Here is a 15,194-nt window from a genome sequence, read left to right on the forward strand (position 1 = left end):
CCGGAGGTCGACTCGGGCCGAACCCTGGTTCGCAGCGTTGCGGGCGGCTGACATTCAGTGAACTGGCCCAAGGCCACGATCGGTAGGCTTGTCCACACGTAGAGTGGTATACGCGGTTTACAGCTCCACCTCAGGGGATTGATCGTGGCCACACGCAAAGAGCCCAACCAGCGCCTCAGAGAAGCGATCTCAGCTGTTCACTGGACCTACGAGGCGCTGGCGAACGCCGTGCGACGCATCGGCGCGGAGAACGGCGAGACCCTGCTGACCAACAAATCCGCCGTCGCCCACTGGATCAACGGCGCGCAGCCGACTGGACAAGTCGGCCAGTACATCGCCGAGGCGTTGTCCCGCCGAGCCCGACGCCGATTCACCTTGGCTGAACTCGGCTTCGCTACCCCCGAGGAATCCTTGGCAGCGAGCAGCGATCCGGTCGAGGCAGCCGCCAACCTTGGTCGCGCGGACGTCGAACGGCGTACCTTCCTGGCCGTGGCCGCCTTCACCACCGCAGGCGTGGCCATGCCGCTGCTCTACGACCCCGAACCGGTCTCACGCCTCATGCGCGCACGCACCGGCACAGCGATGGTCGGTGACGAGGAGGTCGAGGTTGTCCGGCAGATCACCAGCGTCTTCAGCGCTGCGGACGAGCGGCTGGGCGGCGGACACGGACTGACCACCGTCACGGCCTATCTCGCCGACACCGCCGCCCCGATGCTCAAGGGACGCTTCCGCAACGAGACCGCCCGACGCCGAGCGTTCGGGGCTGTCGCCGAACTCGCCTACCTCGCCGGCTGGAAACACCACGACCTCGGTCAGGAAGGCGCAGCCCAGCACTACTACCAGGTCGGCTACCAACTCGCAGTCGAGGCGGACCCCCACGGCCACGCCGGGTGGATGATGCGCGCTCTGGCCCACCAAGCGCTCAGTCTCAAACAGCCCCACCACTGTGTGGCCTTGATCGAGAACGCACTCGCCCGCAGCATCCACCGTGTGGACGGCCAGACCGAGGCGCTTCTCCACATCACTCACGCGCGAGCGTTCGCCGCTACCCGAGATAAGCCAGCTGCAGCCCGAGCACTCCTCGCTGCCGAGAACGCCCTCATCCGTGACAGTGACCAGCAGCCCGGCTTCTCACTCGTCAGCGGCCCAGCGGCCGGCACCGTCGCCAGCCACACCGCCCGCACCCTCACCGATCTCGGCGACCACGCAGGCACCGAGCGGCAGCACCGGGCCGCGCTGATCCGCTGGGATCCGGAGAAGTACAAGCGGGTCCACGCTCTCACCTATGCCGACCTGGGCGACAGCCTGGCTGCCCAAGCCCGAGCAGACGAGGCAGTCGCCACGTGGGGCCGCGCACTCGACCTCATGGACGGTATGACCTCCGACCGCACCAGAAAGGCGATCTCCTCAATCCGTCCCTACCTGGCGACCTACGGTAGACGCGGAGTCCCAGGGGCGACCGACCTGGAACACCGCGCACGCGAGTCACTGACCTGACACCCGTAACCCAGGAAGGACCGAGCGAAGTGGCCCAGCCCACCGCCGATCAGCCCACCGCACTCAAGCCCGCCACGGAGTCGATGACCCTGCTTGTCGCCGCCGTCATCGTGCACGACCTCGAAGCCCGGCGGGTCGTCCTCTTGCGGCGTGGCCCGAAGGCGAAGTTCGCCCAAGGCATGTGGGACCTCCCCGTCGGCAAGAGCGAGCCCGGCGAACCCATCACCGAGACGGCCGTCCGCGAGCTGAAGGAAGAAACCGGCCTCCTCGTGGAGCCAGAGGCCCTGCGCTTGGTCCATGTCATCCACGGGGCCCGAGGAGTCGAAGCGCCCAACGGCTTCCTGACCGTGGTGTTCGCCGCACACCGCTGGTCGGGCGACCTTACGAACGCGGAGCCGGACAAGCACTCAGAAGTTGCCTGGGTGAGCACTGACGCCGTCCCCGCGGAATTCGTCCCCACCACGGCCACGGCGTTGCACGACTACCTGAGCAATGGGCCCAGCGTCTCCCTCGATTCCTGGGACAGCTAAGGGGACAAACCCCCACCGCAGCCGACGGAACGCGCCCACAGCCGGCTGCGGCCCCGGCTGGGAGCTGCCGTTCTGGGATTTCTGCCCAGTTGTGCCAGATCCGTGCCAGCAGGGACGGCCGGCCCCCGGTCAGCGGCGGACCACGGCCCGTCGTTCACGGTGAGCAGTCCCCTCTCGGTTGGGCGTAGACCCGCCGGTGTCCCGCATCCGCCGCCCGGCCGGGGCGGCCCGTCAGGCGGTCAGCCAGACGTAGGCGGCCAGGCGGCCGGTGTGCTGCTCGCGGCGGTGGGAGAAGAGGGCCGGGTCCTCGATGGTGCAGCGGGCGTCCTGGCGGACGGTCGGGACGCCGGCGCGGGTCAGTTGGGCGGTGATGGCGGCGCGGATGTCCAGGGCCGGGGTGCCCCGGCGGGTGGTGGCGAAGAGTTCCGGCAGGGCCGCGCTCGCCTCGGCGCGCATCGCCTCCGGCACCTCGTAGCAGGCGCCGCAGGCCAGCGGGCCGATCAGGGCGGTCATCCGGGCCGGGTCGGCGCCGGCGGCGGCCATCGCGGCGACCAGGTTGGGGACGACGCCGCCGAGCGTGCCGACCCGGCCGGAGTGCGCGGCGCCGACCATCCCGGCCACCGGGTCGGCCAGCAGCACCGGCGCGCAGTCGGCGGCCAGCGCGGCCAGCGCGAGGTTCGGCTCGGTGGTGAAGACCGCGTCCAGCTCGGGCCGCTCCACGACCGAGGCGGCGGTCACCCGGGTCACCCGGGCGCTGTGCACCTGGCGCATCCAGACCACCCGGTCCGGCGCCAACCCCAGCTCGCGGGCGGTCAGTTCACGGTTACGGGCGACGTCCTCCGGGCGGTCGTCGGTGGAGAAGCCGAGGTTGCGCGAGGCGAAGGGGGCCTGGCTCACGCCGCCGTGGCGGTCGGTGACGGCGTATCGGATGCCGGGGGCGAGTTCCGCGAAGTCCATGGCGCCGACCCTACGTCCCGCCGGTTACGGCTCGTCCAGCTCGGCGACCCCGGTGATCCGGTGCAGCGCGAAGGTGCGGACCGCCTCGGCGTGGTGGTCGAAGGCCGTGACGAAGCCGCCCTCCACCCGGACCGGGTCGATCACCCGCTGCGAGGCCAGCCCCTCGGCGTTGATGTAGCCGATCCACATCCGCTCGCCGAGCAGTACCGCGGTCTGCAGCGCGGCCAGCGTGTCGGCGGCCGCGGTGCGCGGCAGCCGGCGGGTGTCGGTGCGGGCCGGCCCGTGCTCGGGACGGACGGCGGCCGGGCCGGCCACGGTCTCCCGACGGGTCGCGGTGGCCGCCCGGTCACCTGCCCGGATGGCCTTGACGGCGGCGCCGAGCAGCACCTCGTCCGGAGCGGCCGGGCCGTCCGCGACCGGCGCGGGCGCGGTGCGCGGCGGGGTGCGGTAGCTGTCCGGCCGGGTGATCACCAGGTCGCCCTCGGCTGACTCGGCGGCCGGCGCCAGCCCGATCGTCCTCAGCACCGTGAGCACGGTCTCCGGTGGCGCCTGGGCGGCCAGCACGGTCGGCGCGAGCAGCCGCAGTCGCAGCTCCACGGTGCGGCGGTCGGCCAGCACCTCGGCGAGCAGCGCGGAGTCGTCGCAGCGCAGGTAGGCGGAGGCGGCGCCGACCCGGAGCACGCCGTGCCGGCGGGCCACGTCGTCGATCAGGTACTCCAGCGGCTGCGGGACCGGCGTGCGGGAGTGCTGCTCCAGGAAGGCGTGCAGGTCGGCGGCGGTGCGGCCGGCGTCCAGCGCGCGGCGGATCGATTCACCGGTGAACCGGTAGACGGTCGCGCCACCCTTGGACTCGATCTCCGCGCAGAGCGCCAGCGCCTGGGCCAGCGGGGTGTGCAGCGGGCCGGGCGCGATCGCGGTGAGGTCGGGTTGCAGGATCACGTGGTCCAGCGGCTGCGGCAGCAGCGGGGCGAGCACCGGCGCCGGGGCGTCGCCGGCCAGCAGGGCACGGGCCGGGGCGGCCAGCGCGCCGCGTCCGGTGATCCCGAGCAGCTCGGCCTCGGCGAGCGTCCAGCTGGTCAGGTGCTCGCGCAGCTCCAGGCCGTCCGGGCCGGTGGCGCCACCGCGCAGCGGGCGGTACCAGCGCTGCACGGGCAGCAGTGCGGCGGCGTCGGCCACGCCGCCGGGTGGGAGTTCGGCGAGCAGGCTGAGCACGGCCCGCCGGGTGGCCGGGGCCAGCGTGCGGTCCAGCTCGGAGCCGAGCGCGGCGCGGGCCTTGCCCTTGCCGTCCAGGCCGCCGACCAGGCCGGCCACCCGGGTGGCGGCCAGCCAGCCGCGGGCCAGCTCGGTCCAGCGCTCGGCGACCGGCAGTTGCAGCCAGGCGTCGTAGGCGGGGGTGGGGGCCCACACCTCGCCGGTCCGCACGGAGGGGTCGGAGGACTCCCCGTCCGGGGCCACCAGGCCGGCACCGTAGGCGAGTTCGAGCCAGAAGGCGGCCTGCGGCTCGGTGCACTCCAGTGCCTGCGCGGTGCGCTTGAGGTCGCGCACGCCGAGGCCTCCGGCGCGCAGCGTGGGCGGCGGCTGCAGGCCCCAGAGGTCGAGCAGCTCCTCGACCGTGCGCACCGCGGTGTACGCCTGGCCGGCCGCGGCGCTGTCCACAGCCTGTGGATCGCGCTGGGTGTGCACGTCCAGCGCGGGCGGCGCGGGCTCGACGGCGCGGTGGCTGCGCCCGCCGCGCAGGTGCAGCGCCAGCTCGCGGGGGAGCACCACGCTGCTCGGGCCGGAGGGCAGCAGCAGTCCGCGGGCCAGCAGCCACTCCACCGGGCTGCGCGCCTCGTCCGCGGTCACCGGGCGGGCGGCGTCCGGGACGGTTCCGGTGGGCGGGCCCCAGAGCAGCTTGTCCAGCACGCCGAGCGCGGCCGGTGGGACCTCGGCGAGCAGCGCGGCGCACCGCTTGCGGTCGGTGAGCAGGCCGGTCAGCGCGGCCACCGCGGTCACCGGGTCGGGCGTGCCGGGCAGGCCGGCGCCGGCCACCAACTGCTGCAGACGGGCCGGGGACATCCCGAGGGTGGCCTCGGCCAGCGTCGGGCCGAGGCCGGTGCCGCCCGGCGCGCTGCCGCTCGGGGCCAGCGCCTCGCGCACCGCGAGCACCAGCCGCAGCGCGGAGTCCGGACCCCAGAGCAGCGCCCGGTCCCGCAGCGCGGTCAGCGCCGCCGGCAGCGCGGCGACCACGGCGGCCCGGTCCACCGGTTCGGCGCCGGGGTGCGGCTTGACCCGGGCCGGACCGGCCAGCAGGTCGCGGACCACGGTGACCGGGCTGCCGTCCGGCGCGGCCGCCAGCGCCTCGGCGACCTGCAGGGTGAACCGGTCGAGCCGCTCCAGCGCGCGCAGCGCGGAGGCCCGGCTGGAGAGCCGGGCGGCGAGCTGGGTGAGGTCGGTGGGCACCGGGGCGAGCAGATCGGGGCGCAGCCGCAGCAGCGTGGTGAGGGCCTGGTCGCTGCGGGCACGGAGTTCTTCGGCGAGGGTGCGGGCCCCGCCGGACGGTCCGTTCGGCTCGGTGGTCATCCGATCCAGAGTAGTCGGCGAGTGGCCGTCCCGTCCGCGCCGGGAACCTGATGAGGGTGGTGCGGACGCGCGCTGGGCATAGGGCGGATGGGCTCGCGCGGTGGTGCGGCAGTCGGTAGCGTCTGCGGGCGGCGGGCTGGAGCACGGAACAGGGTGGCGGCCAATGGCGGGTGGGCAGTCGGACGGACGGCCGGAGGAGCGGTCCGGCGGGTTGACGGGCGGTCTGTCCGGCGGCGAGTGGTGGCGGGCGGACGGGGCGGCGGACCCCGAAGGGGACGGCGTGTACGTCGCCGAGCCCGAGCCCGAGCCGGCCGTCCACCGCTCGGTGCCGTCGCCGGGGCCGGCCGGGCCCCCGGCCCCCGAGGTGCCCGCGCCCGGTCCGCGGGCGCCGGTCGGCGCCGGGGCGGGGAGCGACCGGCAGCCCTCGTTCTTCCGCAGGCGGCGGCCCGTCGAGGAGCCGCCGGCCGAGTCGAAGTCGCCCGCCGGGCCGCCTGCGGCCTGGCCGATCGCGCCGGCCGCCCCGGGACCGGTCCGGCCGCCGACCGTCGCCGACTTCCCGGGCTGGGACGAGGTGACCATCGAGTTCCCGCCGGACGACACCGTGCCGGCCGAACCGGAGTCGCCCGCCGGTACCGTCCCCGCCCCGCGCCGGTCGCCCGAGGACGGTGACGACGTCGCCGAGCCGGCCGGGCCCGCGGCGCCGGCCGGGCCCGGCCTGACCCGCAGTCTGCTGGCCGGCCGCCGGCCGTCCCCGCTGCTGCTGCTCGCCGCCGGGGTGCTGGTGGGTGGCGCGGTGAGCGGGGTGATCCTGGTGATGCTGGCCGGCTGGGGGCTGGCCTACCTGTCGGCCCGGATGGGCGACCTGGTCAAGAAGTTCGCGGTGCTCGGCATCCCGCTGATCACCATGAGCGCCTCCAGCCTCTGGTTCTGGGGGCGGACCGAGGGCCGCTGGGGCGACCCGCTGGCCAAGGGCGCGCCGATGACGCACGCCGCGCTGCAGGCCGCGCCCGGGGTGCTGCGGCTCGCGGCGGTGCTCTCGGCGCTCTTCCTGCTCGGGGTGACGATGCGGCGCCCGGCGAAGCCGGGAAAGAAGCGCTGAGAAGCCGGGAAAGAAGCGCTGAGAAGCCGGGAAAGAAGCGCTGAGAAGCCGGGAAAGAAGCGCTGAGAAGCCGGGAAGGAAGCGCTGAGGCGCCGGGAGGGAAGCGTCAGCCGATCCGGCGCACCATCTCGACCAGCGCCGCCCGCCGGGTCTCCAGGGAGTCCTCGGCCAGCCCGGACATCACCATGGTGATCACCTTGGGCGCGGTGAACCACCAGGAGGAGAGCGCGAAGACCGCGTAGAGCAGGTGCTGCGGGGCGAGGTCCGTGGTGACCGTGCCGGCCTGCTGGGCGCGGATCAGCGCCTCGATCCGCTCGCCGTACAGCGCGGCCCGCTCGGCGTCCCGTTCGGTCGGCTGCTCGCCGACCAGCAGGCCCTCCCAGCGCAGCAGGCGCAGGAAGGAGGGGTTGGCGACCAGCCAGTCGAACAGCCGGCCGGCGAACTCGCCGAGGTCGGCGCAGCCCGCGGGGTCGGGCGAGGCGGCGGCCACCACCTTGGGCAGCTCCTGGTCGAGGACGTGCCCGAAGAGCTGCTCCTTGTTGCCGAAGTACTGGTAGATCCGCTCCTTGTTGACACCGGCCTGCTTGGCGATCCGGTCCATCCGGGCGCCCTCGGGGCCGTACGCGGCGAACTCCTGTACGGCGGCGTCCAGCAGCAGCTGCTTGGTCTTCGCGGTGTCCCATGCCATGGGTTCAGGATAGCAATCTCCAACCCACGAGTTGGACTTTGCCGGGGCGGCCGCGGCAGACTCCAACTCGCCAGTTGGAGATTGGCTCCAACGGCGAACCGAGCCTGGGGGTCAGCCTTGTCCGTTCCCACCGCGCACCACCGCGCCGTCATAACCTGGCTCGCGGTTTACCCGACGATCAGCGTGGCTTCGCTCCTGCTGGCCCCCTACACCGTCCACCTGCCGGTGCTGCTGCGGACGTTGGTCCTGACCGTGCTGGTCGTCCCGGTCGTGAGCTACGCGCTGGTGCCGCTGCTGACGAAGGCGCACGGCGCCGCCCGGCGCCGGGCGGGCCGTCACTCGCGCAGCGCGGTGGTGTAGCGGACCGCCGTCCGCCGCACCAGGCTGCCGTCCGGCGCGGCCAGCGGGGCGAGCGCGGCGAAGGCGGCCTGCCGGGCCTCGTCCAGCCGACCGGCCGGGACCGCCTCCAGCAGGTCGCGCCAGGCACAGGTGCGCACCGAGCGCCACCAGGCCTCGGCGTCCGGGTAGTGGGTCGCGGCGAGGTGCTCGACCGTCCGCACGTCGGTGAACCCGGCCCGGTGCAGCAGCTCGGCCGCCTCCTCGGAGCTGCGGCCCAGCGCGTTGTACCGGGCCGCCCGGCTCTGCCGCCGCCGGGCCGCCTCGGCGGGCAGGAAGGCGTTCAGCGCCGCCCGCGGCCGGTCCCAGCCGGCCTGGTCCGCGCCGAACGCGGTGAACCCGAGCCGGCCGCCGGGCACCAGCACCCGCCGGACCGAGCCGAGCGCCGCCACCGGGTCCGGCGTGAAGATCACCGCGAACGAGGAGAGCGCCGCCTCGAACGAGCCGTCCGGGAACCCCAGCGACTCGGCGTCGTCCACCCGCACGGCGACGTTGCGCAGCCCGCGGCCGGCGGCCTGCGCCGCGGTCGCCCGGACCATCCCGGGCGCCAGGTCCACCCCGGCCACGTACCCCTCGGGGCCGACCTCGGCGAGCGCGGCGAAGAGCACCGCGCCCCGGCCGCAGCCGACGTCGAGCACCCGGTCGCCGGCGCGCAGCCCGGCCAGCCGGGCCAGTCGGGCACCGATCGGGTTGAAGAAGTGCCCGTTCGCCTCGTCGTACTCGTCGGCGGCGAGCGAGAAGGCCTGGGCGAGGGTGGCCTTGCGGCGTCGGCCCTGGTCCGCGGCTTCGGCGGAGGGTGACTCACCTCGGGTCTGAGTGTTCGTCATACCGCCCATGGTGGTCCCGGTGTGGCGCGGCTCACAAGACGTCAGAAGCTGAGCAACTGCTGCAGTTGGGCGAGCACCAGACCGGCCCCGGTGTAGCCGATCCCCTGGAACCAGAGCAGGTCGTCGACGGGGAAGGCGCGGTGCGCCCGGACCGCGCCGAGCGCCTGCCAGCCGGGACCGGTCAGCACGGGGGTGGCGCCGGCCGCGTCCGGGTTGCCGTACGAGGAGTAGAGCAGCAGGTCACCGTCGGCGCCGGCGAGTTGGTCGGGCGTGGTCTCGACGTCGAACCGGTCGACGTTCTGCGCGTCCGGGCGGCCGAGCTGGAGGTCGGCGAGGATCGTGCCGAGGAAGTTCTGCCGGCCGTAGAGCCGGATCCGGCCCTCGACGAAGCGCACCACGCTGACCCGGCGCCCGCCGGCTGGTCCCGGGCCGCCGATCTGGCGCAGCAGCTGGGCGACCTGGCCACGGTAGGCGTCGGCCAGCGCGTCGGCCTCCGGCAGTCGGCCGAGCGCCCGGGCGTGCAGCTGGACGTTGTCCTTCCACGGGTAGCCGGTGGTCTGGCTGAGCACGGTGGGGGCGATCGCCCGCAGCGCGTCGTAGTTGGCGGCGTCCCGGGTCTGGCTGCTCAGGATCAGCTCGGGTCGCAGCGCGCGGAGCCGGTCCAGGTCGGGGCCGCCGACGGTCCCGGTGTCGGCCAGCTCGGCGAGTCGGCGGGCCGGCCAGTAGTCCGGCACGGTCCGGTCGGCGGGGGCCCGGGAGGCGCCGACCGGGGTGATCCCCAGCGTCATCGCGGAGTCCAGCTCGGCGGTGTCCAGCACGGCCACCCGCAGCGGCGCGCTGGGCAGCGGCACCGGCCCGTTCGCGGCGGTGACGGTCGTGCTCGGGCCGACCGGGGCGTTCGGGACCTCGCCGTCCGAGCCGGTCCCGGTGCAGCCGCCGAGGACGGCGGCCGCCGCCGCGCCCAGGACCGTCCGGCGGGCCGGCTGACGGTGCATGGCTCTCCCAGGGGCCGGTGGAACGGTGGGACCTCCTGTCTACCGCCCATCGCGCCCCGGGCCGGGTCCGGCGCGCTGGGTGGGCCGGCGGCGGGCCCCCGTAGGCTGGGCCGCATGCCCACGATCCCCGCGCCCGCCCCGTTCACGGTCGGCTTCGACCTCGACATGACCCTGCTGGACACCCGCCCCGGGATCCGGGCCACCTACCTGGCGCTGTCCGCCGAGACCGGCACCGAGATCGACGCCGACCTGGTGGTCACCCGGCTCGGCCCGCCGCTCGCCATGGAACTCGCCAACTGGTTCCCGGCCGAACGGATACCGGCGATCACCGACCGCTACCGTGAGCTCTACCTGGAGCACGCCTTCGCGCCGACCGTCCCGCTGCCGGGGGCGCTGGCGGCGGTCGGGGCGGTGCGCGAGCGCGGCGGCCGGGTCGCCGTGATCACCGGCAAGTACGAGCCCAACGCCCGGCTGCACCTGGAGCACGCGGGGATCGCCTTCGACGCGCTGGCCGGCGACCTCTGGGCGGAGACCAAGGGGGAGGCCCTGCGCGCGCAGGGCGCGAGCGTCTACGTCGGCGACCACCGCGGCGACATGCTGGGTGCCCGGGCGGCCGGCGCGGTGGCGGTCGGCGTGGCCACCGGTCCGTGCGACGCCGCCGAGCTGACCGCGGCCGGCGCGGACGTGGTGCTGGCCGGGCTCACCGAGTTCCCGGCCTGGCTGGCCGGCCACCTGGGCTGAGCGGGGTTACTGCCCGCCGGCGCGCCGCCGCCCGGCCCGGGCCGAGCGCAGCAGGCCGACCAGCGCGATCAGGAAGCCGAGCGGCATCAGCATGCTCGCCCAGTACGCCGGAGTCGGCAGCGGGGTGAGGTGCAGGAAGAGCGGGACGAAGGTCGCGATGGTGGCCACGGCACCCACGCAGAAGACCACGGCACCGGACCGGACCAGACGTTCTCCCGACTCGCTGCTCACCACGACTCCCTCACCACGCACGATCGGACCCGCCAAGTCTGACAGACCCCCCGCCCCCCGGCCGCCCGTCACTGCCTGCGGTTTCTCGCGGACAGGGAGTTTTGACCGCAGGCAGACAGGGGTATGCAGGTCTCGCACGGGGTCACCCAGGGCCCCGCTTCCTGCCAGGGGGTGTGAGCCAGTGGAGAGCGCCGCGTCGCGTCCTCGGCATGCCGTCCCGCTGGCCCCCCGCGCCAGAGCCGGTCACCTACCGCCGGCCACACGCGAATGAAACCCCCGAGCGGTCGTTAGTCTGCTGCCGACGATCGGGCGCCCGTCCGGTCGGCCACTCCGCCACCAGGCCCGTCCGCCCGCGCCGGTACCGATCCGGCCGACCCCGCCACCTTCCGCCCCCGGCCATGCTGTCGGGCGCCCGACACCACACCGAGGAACTTCCAGATGCCCACCGGCCAGGTCAAGTGGTTCAACGAGACGAAGGGCTTCGGCTTCCTGTCGCGCGACGACGGGGACGACGTCTTCGTCCACAGCAAGGCGCTGCCCGCCGGGGTGAGCACGCTCAAGCCGGGCCAGCGGGTGGAGTTCGGGGTGGTCGCCGGGCACCGCGGTGAGCAGGCGATGTCGGTCACCCTGCTGGACGCGCTGCCCTCGGTGGCCGCCGCCCAGCGGCGCAGCGCCGACGACATGGCGCCGATCGTGCAGGACCTGATCACCACGCTGGACACGGTGCTGCCCGGGCTGCAGCGCGGTCGCTACCCGGCCAAGCCGACCGGACAGAAGCTGGCCACCCTGCTGCGGGCGGTGGCCGACCAGTTCGACGTCTGACGCGCCGTCCCCGCCGGTCCCTCCGCGACGGCGACCGCGTCCGTGGACCGCGCCCGTGACCGCGACGGGCGCGGTCACGGGAGGGCCGGCGATGCCTACGGGAAGGCCAGTGCGTCCGGGCCGACCGCGGGGACCAGTCCCTCGGCCGCGGCCCGGTCCAGCAGCGCCCGCACCGCCGCGTACCCGGCCTCGCCCAGGTCCGCGGTGAACTCGTTGACGTAGAGAGCGATGTGCTGGTCGGCGACGGCCGGGTCCAGCTCCTGTGCGTGTGCACGCACGTATTCCCGGGAGGCCGCCGGGTCGGCCCAGGCAGCCTCGACCGAGCTCCGGATCGTGCCGGCCAGCTCGCGCAGCCGGTCCGCGCCCAGCGAGCGGCGGGCGATGATCGCACCCAGGGGGATCGGCAGGCCGGTCTCCGCCTCCCAGGCCTCGCCCATGTCGGCGAGGCAGCTGAGGCCGTACTGCTGGTAGGTGAACCGGGCCTCGTGGATCACCAGGCCGGCGTCCACCCGCCCGTCCCGGACCGCGGGCATGATCTCGTGGAACGGCAGCACCACGATCCGGCCGAAGCCGCCGGGCACCGCCCGGGCGGCCCAGAGCCGGAACAGCAGGTAGGCCGTCGAACGCTCGCTGGGCACCGCGACCGTACGCCCGGTCAGGTCGGCCGGCCCGTCCGGCCGGGTCAGCACCAGCGGGCCGCAGCCGCGGCCGAGCGCCCCGCCGCACGGCAGCAGCGCGTACTCGTCCAGCACCCAGGGCAGCGCGCCGTAGCTGATCTTCAGCACGTCCAGCTCCGCCCCGGCCTCCGGCCGGGAGGTGCCCCCACCCGCTCCGGCCAGGCCGTTGGTGACGTCGATGTCGGCGAAGAGCACCTCGGGCGCGTCGGCGCCGGGCAGCAGGCCGTGCGCCCAGGCGTGGAAGACGAAGGTGTCGTTCGGGCAGGGCGAGTACGCGATCCGCAGCGGCTCAGCCACCGGCGGCCTCCTTGAGCAGTCTCTCGTACGGCAGGGTGGCGAAGGCCCGTTCCAGCGCGCCGAGCGCCTCGCCGATCCGCCAGGCGGACCGGTCGCGGGGGCCGACGGCGTTGGAGACGGTCCGCAGTTCGAGGGCGGGGACGCCGTGCCGGGCGGCGGCCTCGGCCACCCCGAAGCCCTCCATCGCCTCGGCGGCGGCGCCCGGGTGCCGGGCGGCCAGCTCGGTGGCCCGCGCGGCGCTCCCGGTGACCGTGGAGACGGTCAGCACCGGCCCGGTGACCGCGCCGGTGGCGGCGGCCAGCAGGGCCACCGCGGCGGGTGGCGGGGTGTGCCGGACACTGCCGAAGCCCAGCTCGGCCACGTCCTGGAAGCCGTCCGGCGTCTGGGCGCCGAGGTCGGCGGCGACGATCGCGTCGGCGACCACCACGGCCCCGATCGGGGCGTGCGGCGCGAAGCCGCCGGCGATCCCGGCGGAGAGCACCAGCGGGTGGCGGCGGGCGGCCAGCGCGGTCGCGGTGGCCGCGGCGGCGGCGGCCGGTCCGACGCCGGCGGCCAGCACGGTCACCCGGCCGTCCGGCGCGCCGCGCAGCACCGCCTCGGCCTCGGCCGGGACGGCGACGACGACGAGCAGCCGGTGCTCCGGCCGCTCGTCGTCGGGGTGCGCCTCGGTCACTGGCCGGTGCTGGTGTCCTGCGAACCGGCCGCGGCCGGCGGCAGGGCGTTGTCGCGCAGGGTGAAGAACCAGACCCCGAGGATGCCGGGCTGGGCCGAGTTGGCGGTCTTCGGGTCGAACTCGATCACGGTCAGCGTGGTGTCGCGGCTCGTGGCGAGCACGTCCGAGGCCGGCTGCAGGCCGGAGAAGGTGTTGCCCTTCTGGTAGGACGCGATCGTCGCGCTGCCCTGGGCGCCGCCACCGTTGGTGTAGGCGCGCCAGCCGTTGTTGGCGGTGTCCGGGTCGACGCCGACGCCGATCCGGTCGGTGCTGTTGACCGTGATCACCGGGAACTGCGCCGGGTTCTTGGACAGGTTGCCGCAGGCGGTGTTGCCCGCGTCGGTCAGCGGCTGGCCGCCGTTCCAGCAGGCGGCCGGCGGCTCGAAGCGGAACGAGTTGCGGCCGACCGTCACAGTGGCCTGCGTCTTGATCGGGGCCGGCTGACTGGACGCGTACGCGATGGACCCGCCGAGCGTGCCGGCGCCGATCACGACCACGGCGCCGAGACCGGCGATGGCACGGGTGCTGAGGCTCATGGACGAAGGCTATCCAACTCCGCCCGTCACGCTACGCGGGGGTGCGGTGCGCCGCCACGGACGCCCAGCCGGAGCAGCGCCACCACCGTCCAGAGCAGCGCCACCCCGACCAGCCCCGCCGCGATGGCCAGCCCGAGCGTCCCGTCCAGTGGCAGCAGGATGCCCAGCGCGCCCCCGGCCACCCAGGACAGCTGCATCAGGGTCTCCGAACGGGCGAACGTCGAGGTGCGCACCGCCTCCGGGACGTCCCGCTGGATCAGCGCGTCCAGCGCCAGCTTGCCCAGCGAGCCGGCCACCCCGGCGATCGCGGCCACCAGCAGCACGGTGGGCAGGCCGTACCAGAGCGCGGCGGCGGTGGCCGCACCGGTGGCGAGCAGCAGCATCGCGGTGATGGTCGGCTCCGAGCCCCGGGTGCGCAGCCAGGAGCCGAGCACCGAGCCGAGTGCGTTGCCGACGCCCGCGGCGACCGCCAGCAGGCCCAGCGCGGCGGTCGCGGGCAGCCCGCCGACCGGGTCGACCCGCAGCAGGAAGGCCAGGAAGAGGGTGAGGAAGCCGGAGAGCCCGCGCAGCGCGGCCACCGCGCGCAGGCCCAGCACCACGGCCGGGCCGACCGTGCGCAGCCGCCCGCGCGTCGGGGCCGGCGGGGCGCCGGGAACGGACGGTGCGTCCGGGTCGGCGCCGGCGTGCAGCACGGCGCGCTGCTCGCCCTTGGCGGAGTCCACCTGGTGCGGCAGGTGAAAGGCCATCAGAGTGCCGATCACGAAGACCAGGAACGCGCCGCGCAGCGGCCAGGACGGCCCGGCCAGGTGCAGCAGCCCGCCCACCGGCGCGGCCAGGCCGGTGGCGAGCAGGCCGGCCAGGGTGACCCGGGAGTTGGCCTTGACCAGGGTCACCCGGGCCGGCTTCAGCCGCGGCACCACCACGCTGCGCACCACGCCGTACGCCTTGGACGCGACCAGCACGCCGAGCGCCTCGGGATAGAGCGTCAGGTCGCCGCCGCCGATCGAGCCGGCCATGCTCCAGGCGAGCACCGCCCGGGTCAGCATCGCCATCGCCATCGCGGCCCGCCGGCCGTGCGGGACCCGGTCCAGCAGCGGGCCGATCACCGGGGCGAGCAGCGCGAACGGCGCCATGGTGACCAGCAGGTAGAGCGCCACCCGACCGCGGGCCTCGCCGGTGGGGACGGAGAAGAAGATGGTGGACGCGAGCGCGACGGTGATCAGCATGTCGCCGAAGGAGTTCAGCGCGTGCAGCTCGATCAGCTTGGCCAGGCCGGACTCGCCGGCGCCGTCGGCGGAGGTGGCCCGGCGGATCCGGCGGCCGGTGCCGTGCACCACCCGGCCGGTGCCCAGGCCGGCGGCGGAGGCGAGGCGGACCAGCGGGCCGGGGCGCTGCTCGGCGTCCGGTTCGGGCACCGGCGAGCCGTCCGCCGACTGTGGACCGTCCACAGGGGGGACCGCGGGCTGCAGTCGCGGCACGTCGGCCGGCTCCGCCACCGGTTCGCCCGGCCGGTACGGGGGCGGGCCGGGCAGGGCGTGCTGCGACGGGGTGTCGTCCGCCACGCTGCCCATCCTGCCCGACGAACCGCCGCGGGACGAGGGATTCCGGTTCGCTCGGCGCGGTCGGG

At 75.0% G+C, this 15,194-nt stretch carries 16 protein-coding genes; 6 read left to right on the forward strand and 10 right to left on the reverse strand.

Features of this window, described 5'->3' with window-relative positions; all coding sequences use genetic code 11:
* The first annotated feature begins 144 nt into the window (after positions 1-144).
* A complete protein-coding gene (locus tag ACIGXM_RS30875) occupies positions 145-1,497 on the forward strand; it encodes a tetratricopeptide repeat protein (protein ID WP_396566654.1) in 1,353 nt (450 codons plus the stop codon).
* A 29-nt stretch (positions 1,498-1,526) separates the two neighbouring features.
* Positions 1,527-2,027 carry an NUDIX domain-containing protein gene (locus tag ACIGXM_RS30880; RefSeq protein WP_396566656.1) on the forward strand — a complete coding sequence of 167 codons (501 nt, stop codon included), beginning with the start codon at positions 1,527-1,529 and terminating at the stop codon, positions 2,025-2,027.
* Between the two features lie 231 nt (positions 2,028-2,258).
* Here the strand turns inward: ACIGXM_RS30880 and pgeF are convergent, their stop codons facing one another.
* Both pgeF and ACIGXM_RS30890 read right to left on the reverse strand, forming a co-directional pair.
* Entirely contained in the window at positions 2,259-2,984 is a 726-nt protein-coding gene (gene pgeF, locus ACIGXM_RS30885) for a peptidoglycan editing factor PgeF (RefSeq protein WP_396566658.1), read from the reverse strand.
* A 24-nt stretch (positions 2,985-3,008) separates the two neighbouring features.
* Entirely contained in the window at positions 3,009-5,546 is a 2,538-nt protein-coding gene (locus tag ACIGXM_RS30890) for a helicase-associated domain-containing protein (protein ID WP_396566660.1), read from the reverse strand.
* A 163-nt stretch (positions 5,547-5,709) separates the two neighbouring features.
* Between ACIGXM_RS30890 and ACIGXM_RS30895 the strand changes: the two genes are divergently transcribed.
* The gene (locus ACIGXM_RS30895; RefSeq protein ID WP_396566662.1) at positions 5,710-6,645 is read left to right on the forward strand and encodes a hypothetical protein; all 936 of its coding nucleotides are present in this window, start codon (positions 5,710-5,712) and stop codon (positions 6,643-6,645) included.
* 106 nt (positions 6,646-6,751) lie between these two features.
* On the opposite strand, the gene ACIGXM_RS30900 is transcribed toward ACIGXM_RS30895, so the two are convergent.
* A complete protein-coding gene (locus tag ACIGXM_RS30900) occupies positions 6,752-7,333 on the reverse strand; it encodes a TetR family transcriptional regulator (RefSeq protein WP_396566664.1) in 582 nt (193 codons plus the stop codon).
* 183 nt (positions 7,334-7,516) lie between these two features.
* Between ACIGXM_RS30900 and ACIGXM_RS30905 the strand changes: the two genes are divergently transcribed.
* On the forward strand, positions 7,517-7,693 hold the full coding sequence (locus ACIGXM_RS30905; protein WP_396566666.1) for a hypothetical protein: 177 nt from the start codon (positions 7,517-7,519) through the stop codon (positions 7,691-7,693).
* On the opposite strand, the gene ACIGXM_RS30910 is transcribed toward ACIGXM_RS30905, so the two are convergent.
* Positions 7,669-8,556, reverse strand: coding sequence for a class I SAM-dependent methyltransferase (locus ACIGXM_RS30910; RefSeq protein WP_396566667.1), 888 nt, complete (start codon positions 8,554-8,556; stop codon positions 7,669-7,671). The two genes, ACIGXM_RS30905 and ACIGXM_RS30910, sit on opposite strands and share 25 nt — an antisense overlap.
* Before the next feature lie 41 nt (positions 8,557-8,597).
* Entirely contained in the window at positions 8,598-9,551 is a 954-nt protein-coding gene (locus ACIGXM_RS30915) for an ABC transporter substrate-binding protein (RefSeq protein ID WP_396566669.1), read from the reverse strand.
* Between the two features lie 114 nt (positions 9,552-9,665).
* On the opposite strand from ACIGXM_RS30915, the gene ACIGXM_RS30920 reads away from it, so the two are divergent.
* On the forward strand, positions 9,666-10,292 hold the full coding sequence (locus ACIGXM_RS30920) for an HAD family hydrolase (protein WP_396566671.1): 627 nt from the start codon (positions 9,666-9,668) through the stop codon (positions 10,290-10,292).
* A 6-nt stretch (positions 10,293-10,298) separates the two neighbouring features.
* On the opposite strand, the gene ACIGXM_RS30925 is transcribed toward ACIGXM_RS30920, so the two are convergent.
* A complete protein-coding gene (locus tag ACIGXM_RS30925; protein WP_396566673.1) occupies positions 10,299-10,523 on the reverse strand; it encodes a hypothetical protein in 225 nt (74 codons plus the stop codon).
* Between the two features lie 438 nt (positions 10,524-10,961).
* Here ACIGXM_RS30925 and ACIGXM_RS30930 point away from each other — a divergent pair, with 438 nt between their 5' ends.
* Entirely contained in the window at positions 10,962-11,345 is a 384-nt protein-coding gene (locus ACIGXM_RS30930; RefSeq protein ID WP_396566674.1) for a cold-shock protein, read from the forward strand.
* Positions 11,346-11,440: 95 nt separating this feature from the next.
* Here ACIGXM_RS30930 and ACIGXM_RS30935 read toward each other — a convergent pair whose 3' ends face one another.
* Genes ACIGXM_RS30935 through ACIGXM_RS30950 form a run of 4 tightly spaced genes read right to left on the reverse strand, consistent with a single transcriptional unit; the run spans position 11,441 to position 14,982 of the window.
* Entirely contained in the window at positions 11,441-12,319 is an 879-nt protein-coding gene (locus ACIGXM_RS30935; RefSeq protein WP_396566676.1) for a 1,4-dihydroxy-6-naphthoate synthase, read from the reverse strand.
* A complete protein-coding gene (locus ACIGXM_RS30940; RefSeq protein ID WP_396566678.1) occupies positions 12,312-12,992 on the reverse strand; it encodes a futalosine hydrolase in 681 nt (226 codons plus the stop codon). Before ACIGXM_RS30940 ends, ACIGXM_RS30935 begins: the two co-directional genes overlap by 8 nt.
* Entirely contained in the window at positions 12,989-13,567 is a 579-nt protein-coding gene (locus tag ACIGXM_RS30945; protein WP_396566680.1) for a hypothetical protein, read from the reverse strand. The genes ACIGXM_RS30940 and ACIGXM_RS30945 overlap by 4 nt, the downstream gene beginning before the upstream one ends.
* A gap of 26 nt (positions 13,568-13,593) precedes the next feature.
* The gene (locus ACIGXM_RS30950) at positions 13,594-14,982 is read right to left on the reverse strand and encodes an MFS transporter (protein ID WP_396566732.1); all 1,389 of its coding nucleotides are present in this window, start codon (positions 14,980-14,982) and stop codon (positions 13,594-13,596) included.
* Between the last annotated feature and the right edge of the window lie 212 nt (positions 14,983-15,194).

It is taken from the genome of Kitasatospora sp. NPDC052896 (assembly GCF_044547075.1).
Taxonomy (GTDB): Bacteria; Actinomycetota; Actinomycetes; order Streptomycetales; family Streptomycetaceae; genus Kitasatospora.

Excerpts from the sequence above, each read along its gene's own strand:
- ACIGXM_RS30900 (WP_396566664.1), bottom strand. The coding sequence starts at position 7,333 with ATGGCATGGGACACCGCGAAGACCAAGCAGCTGCTGCTGGACGCCGCC.
- ACIGXM_RS30895 (WP_396566662.1), top strand. The coding sequence starts at position 5,710 with ATGGCGGGTGGGCAGTCGGACGGACGGCCGGAGGAGCGGTCCGGCGGG.
- ACIGXM_RS30945 (WP_396566680.1), bottom strand. The coding sequence starts at position 13,567 with ATGAGCCTCAGCACCCGTGCCATCGCCGGTCTCGGCGCCGTGGTCGTG.
- ACIGXM_RS30920 (WP_396566671.1), top strand. The coding sequence starts at position 9,666 with ATGCCCACGATCCCCGCGCCCGCCCCGTTCACGGTCGGCTTCGACCTC.
- ACIGXM_RS30915 (WP_396566669.1), bottom strand. The coding sequence starts at position 9,551 with ATGCACCGTCAGCCGGCCCGCCGGACGGTCCTGGGCGCGGCGGCGGCC.
- ACIGXM_RS30890 (WP_396566660.1), bottom strand. The coding sequence starts at position 5,546 with ATGACCACCGAGCCGAACGGACCGTCCGGCGGGGCCCGCACCCTCGCC.
- ACIGXM_RS30910 (WP_396566667.1), bottom strand. The coding sequence starts at position 8,556 with ATGACGAACACTCAGACCCGAGGTGAGTCACCCTCCGCCGAAGCCGCG.
- pgeF (WP_396566658.1), bottom strand. The coding sequence starts at position 2,984 with ATGGACTTCGCGGAACTCGCCCCCGGCATCCGATACGCCGTCACCGAC.
- ACIGXM_RS30930 (WP_396566674.1), top strand. The coding sequence starts at position 10,962 with ATGCCCACCGGCCAGGTCAAGTGGTTCAACGAGACGAAGGGCTTCGGC.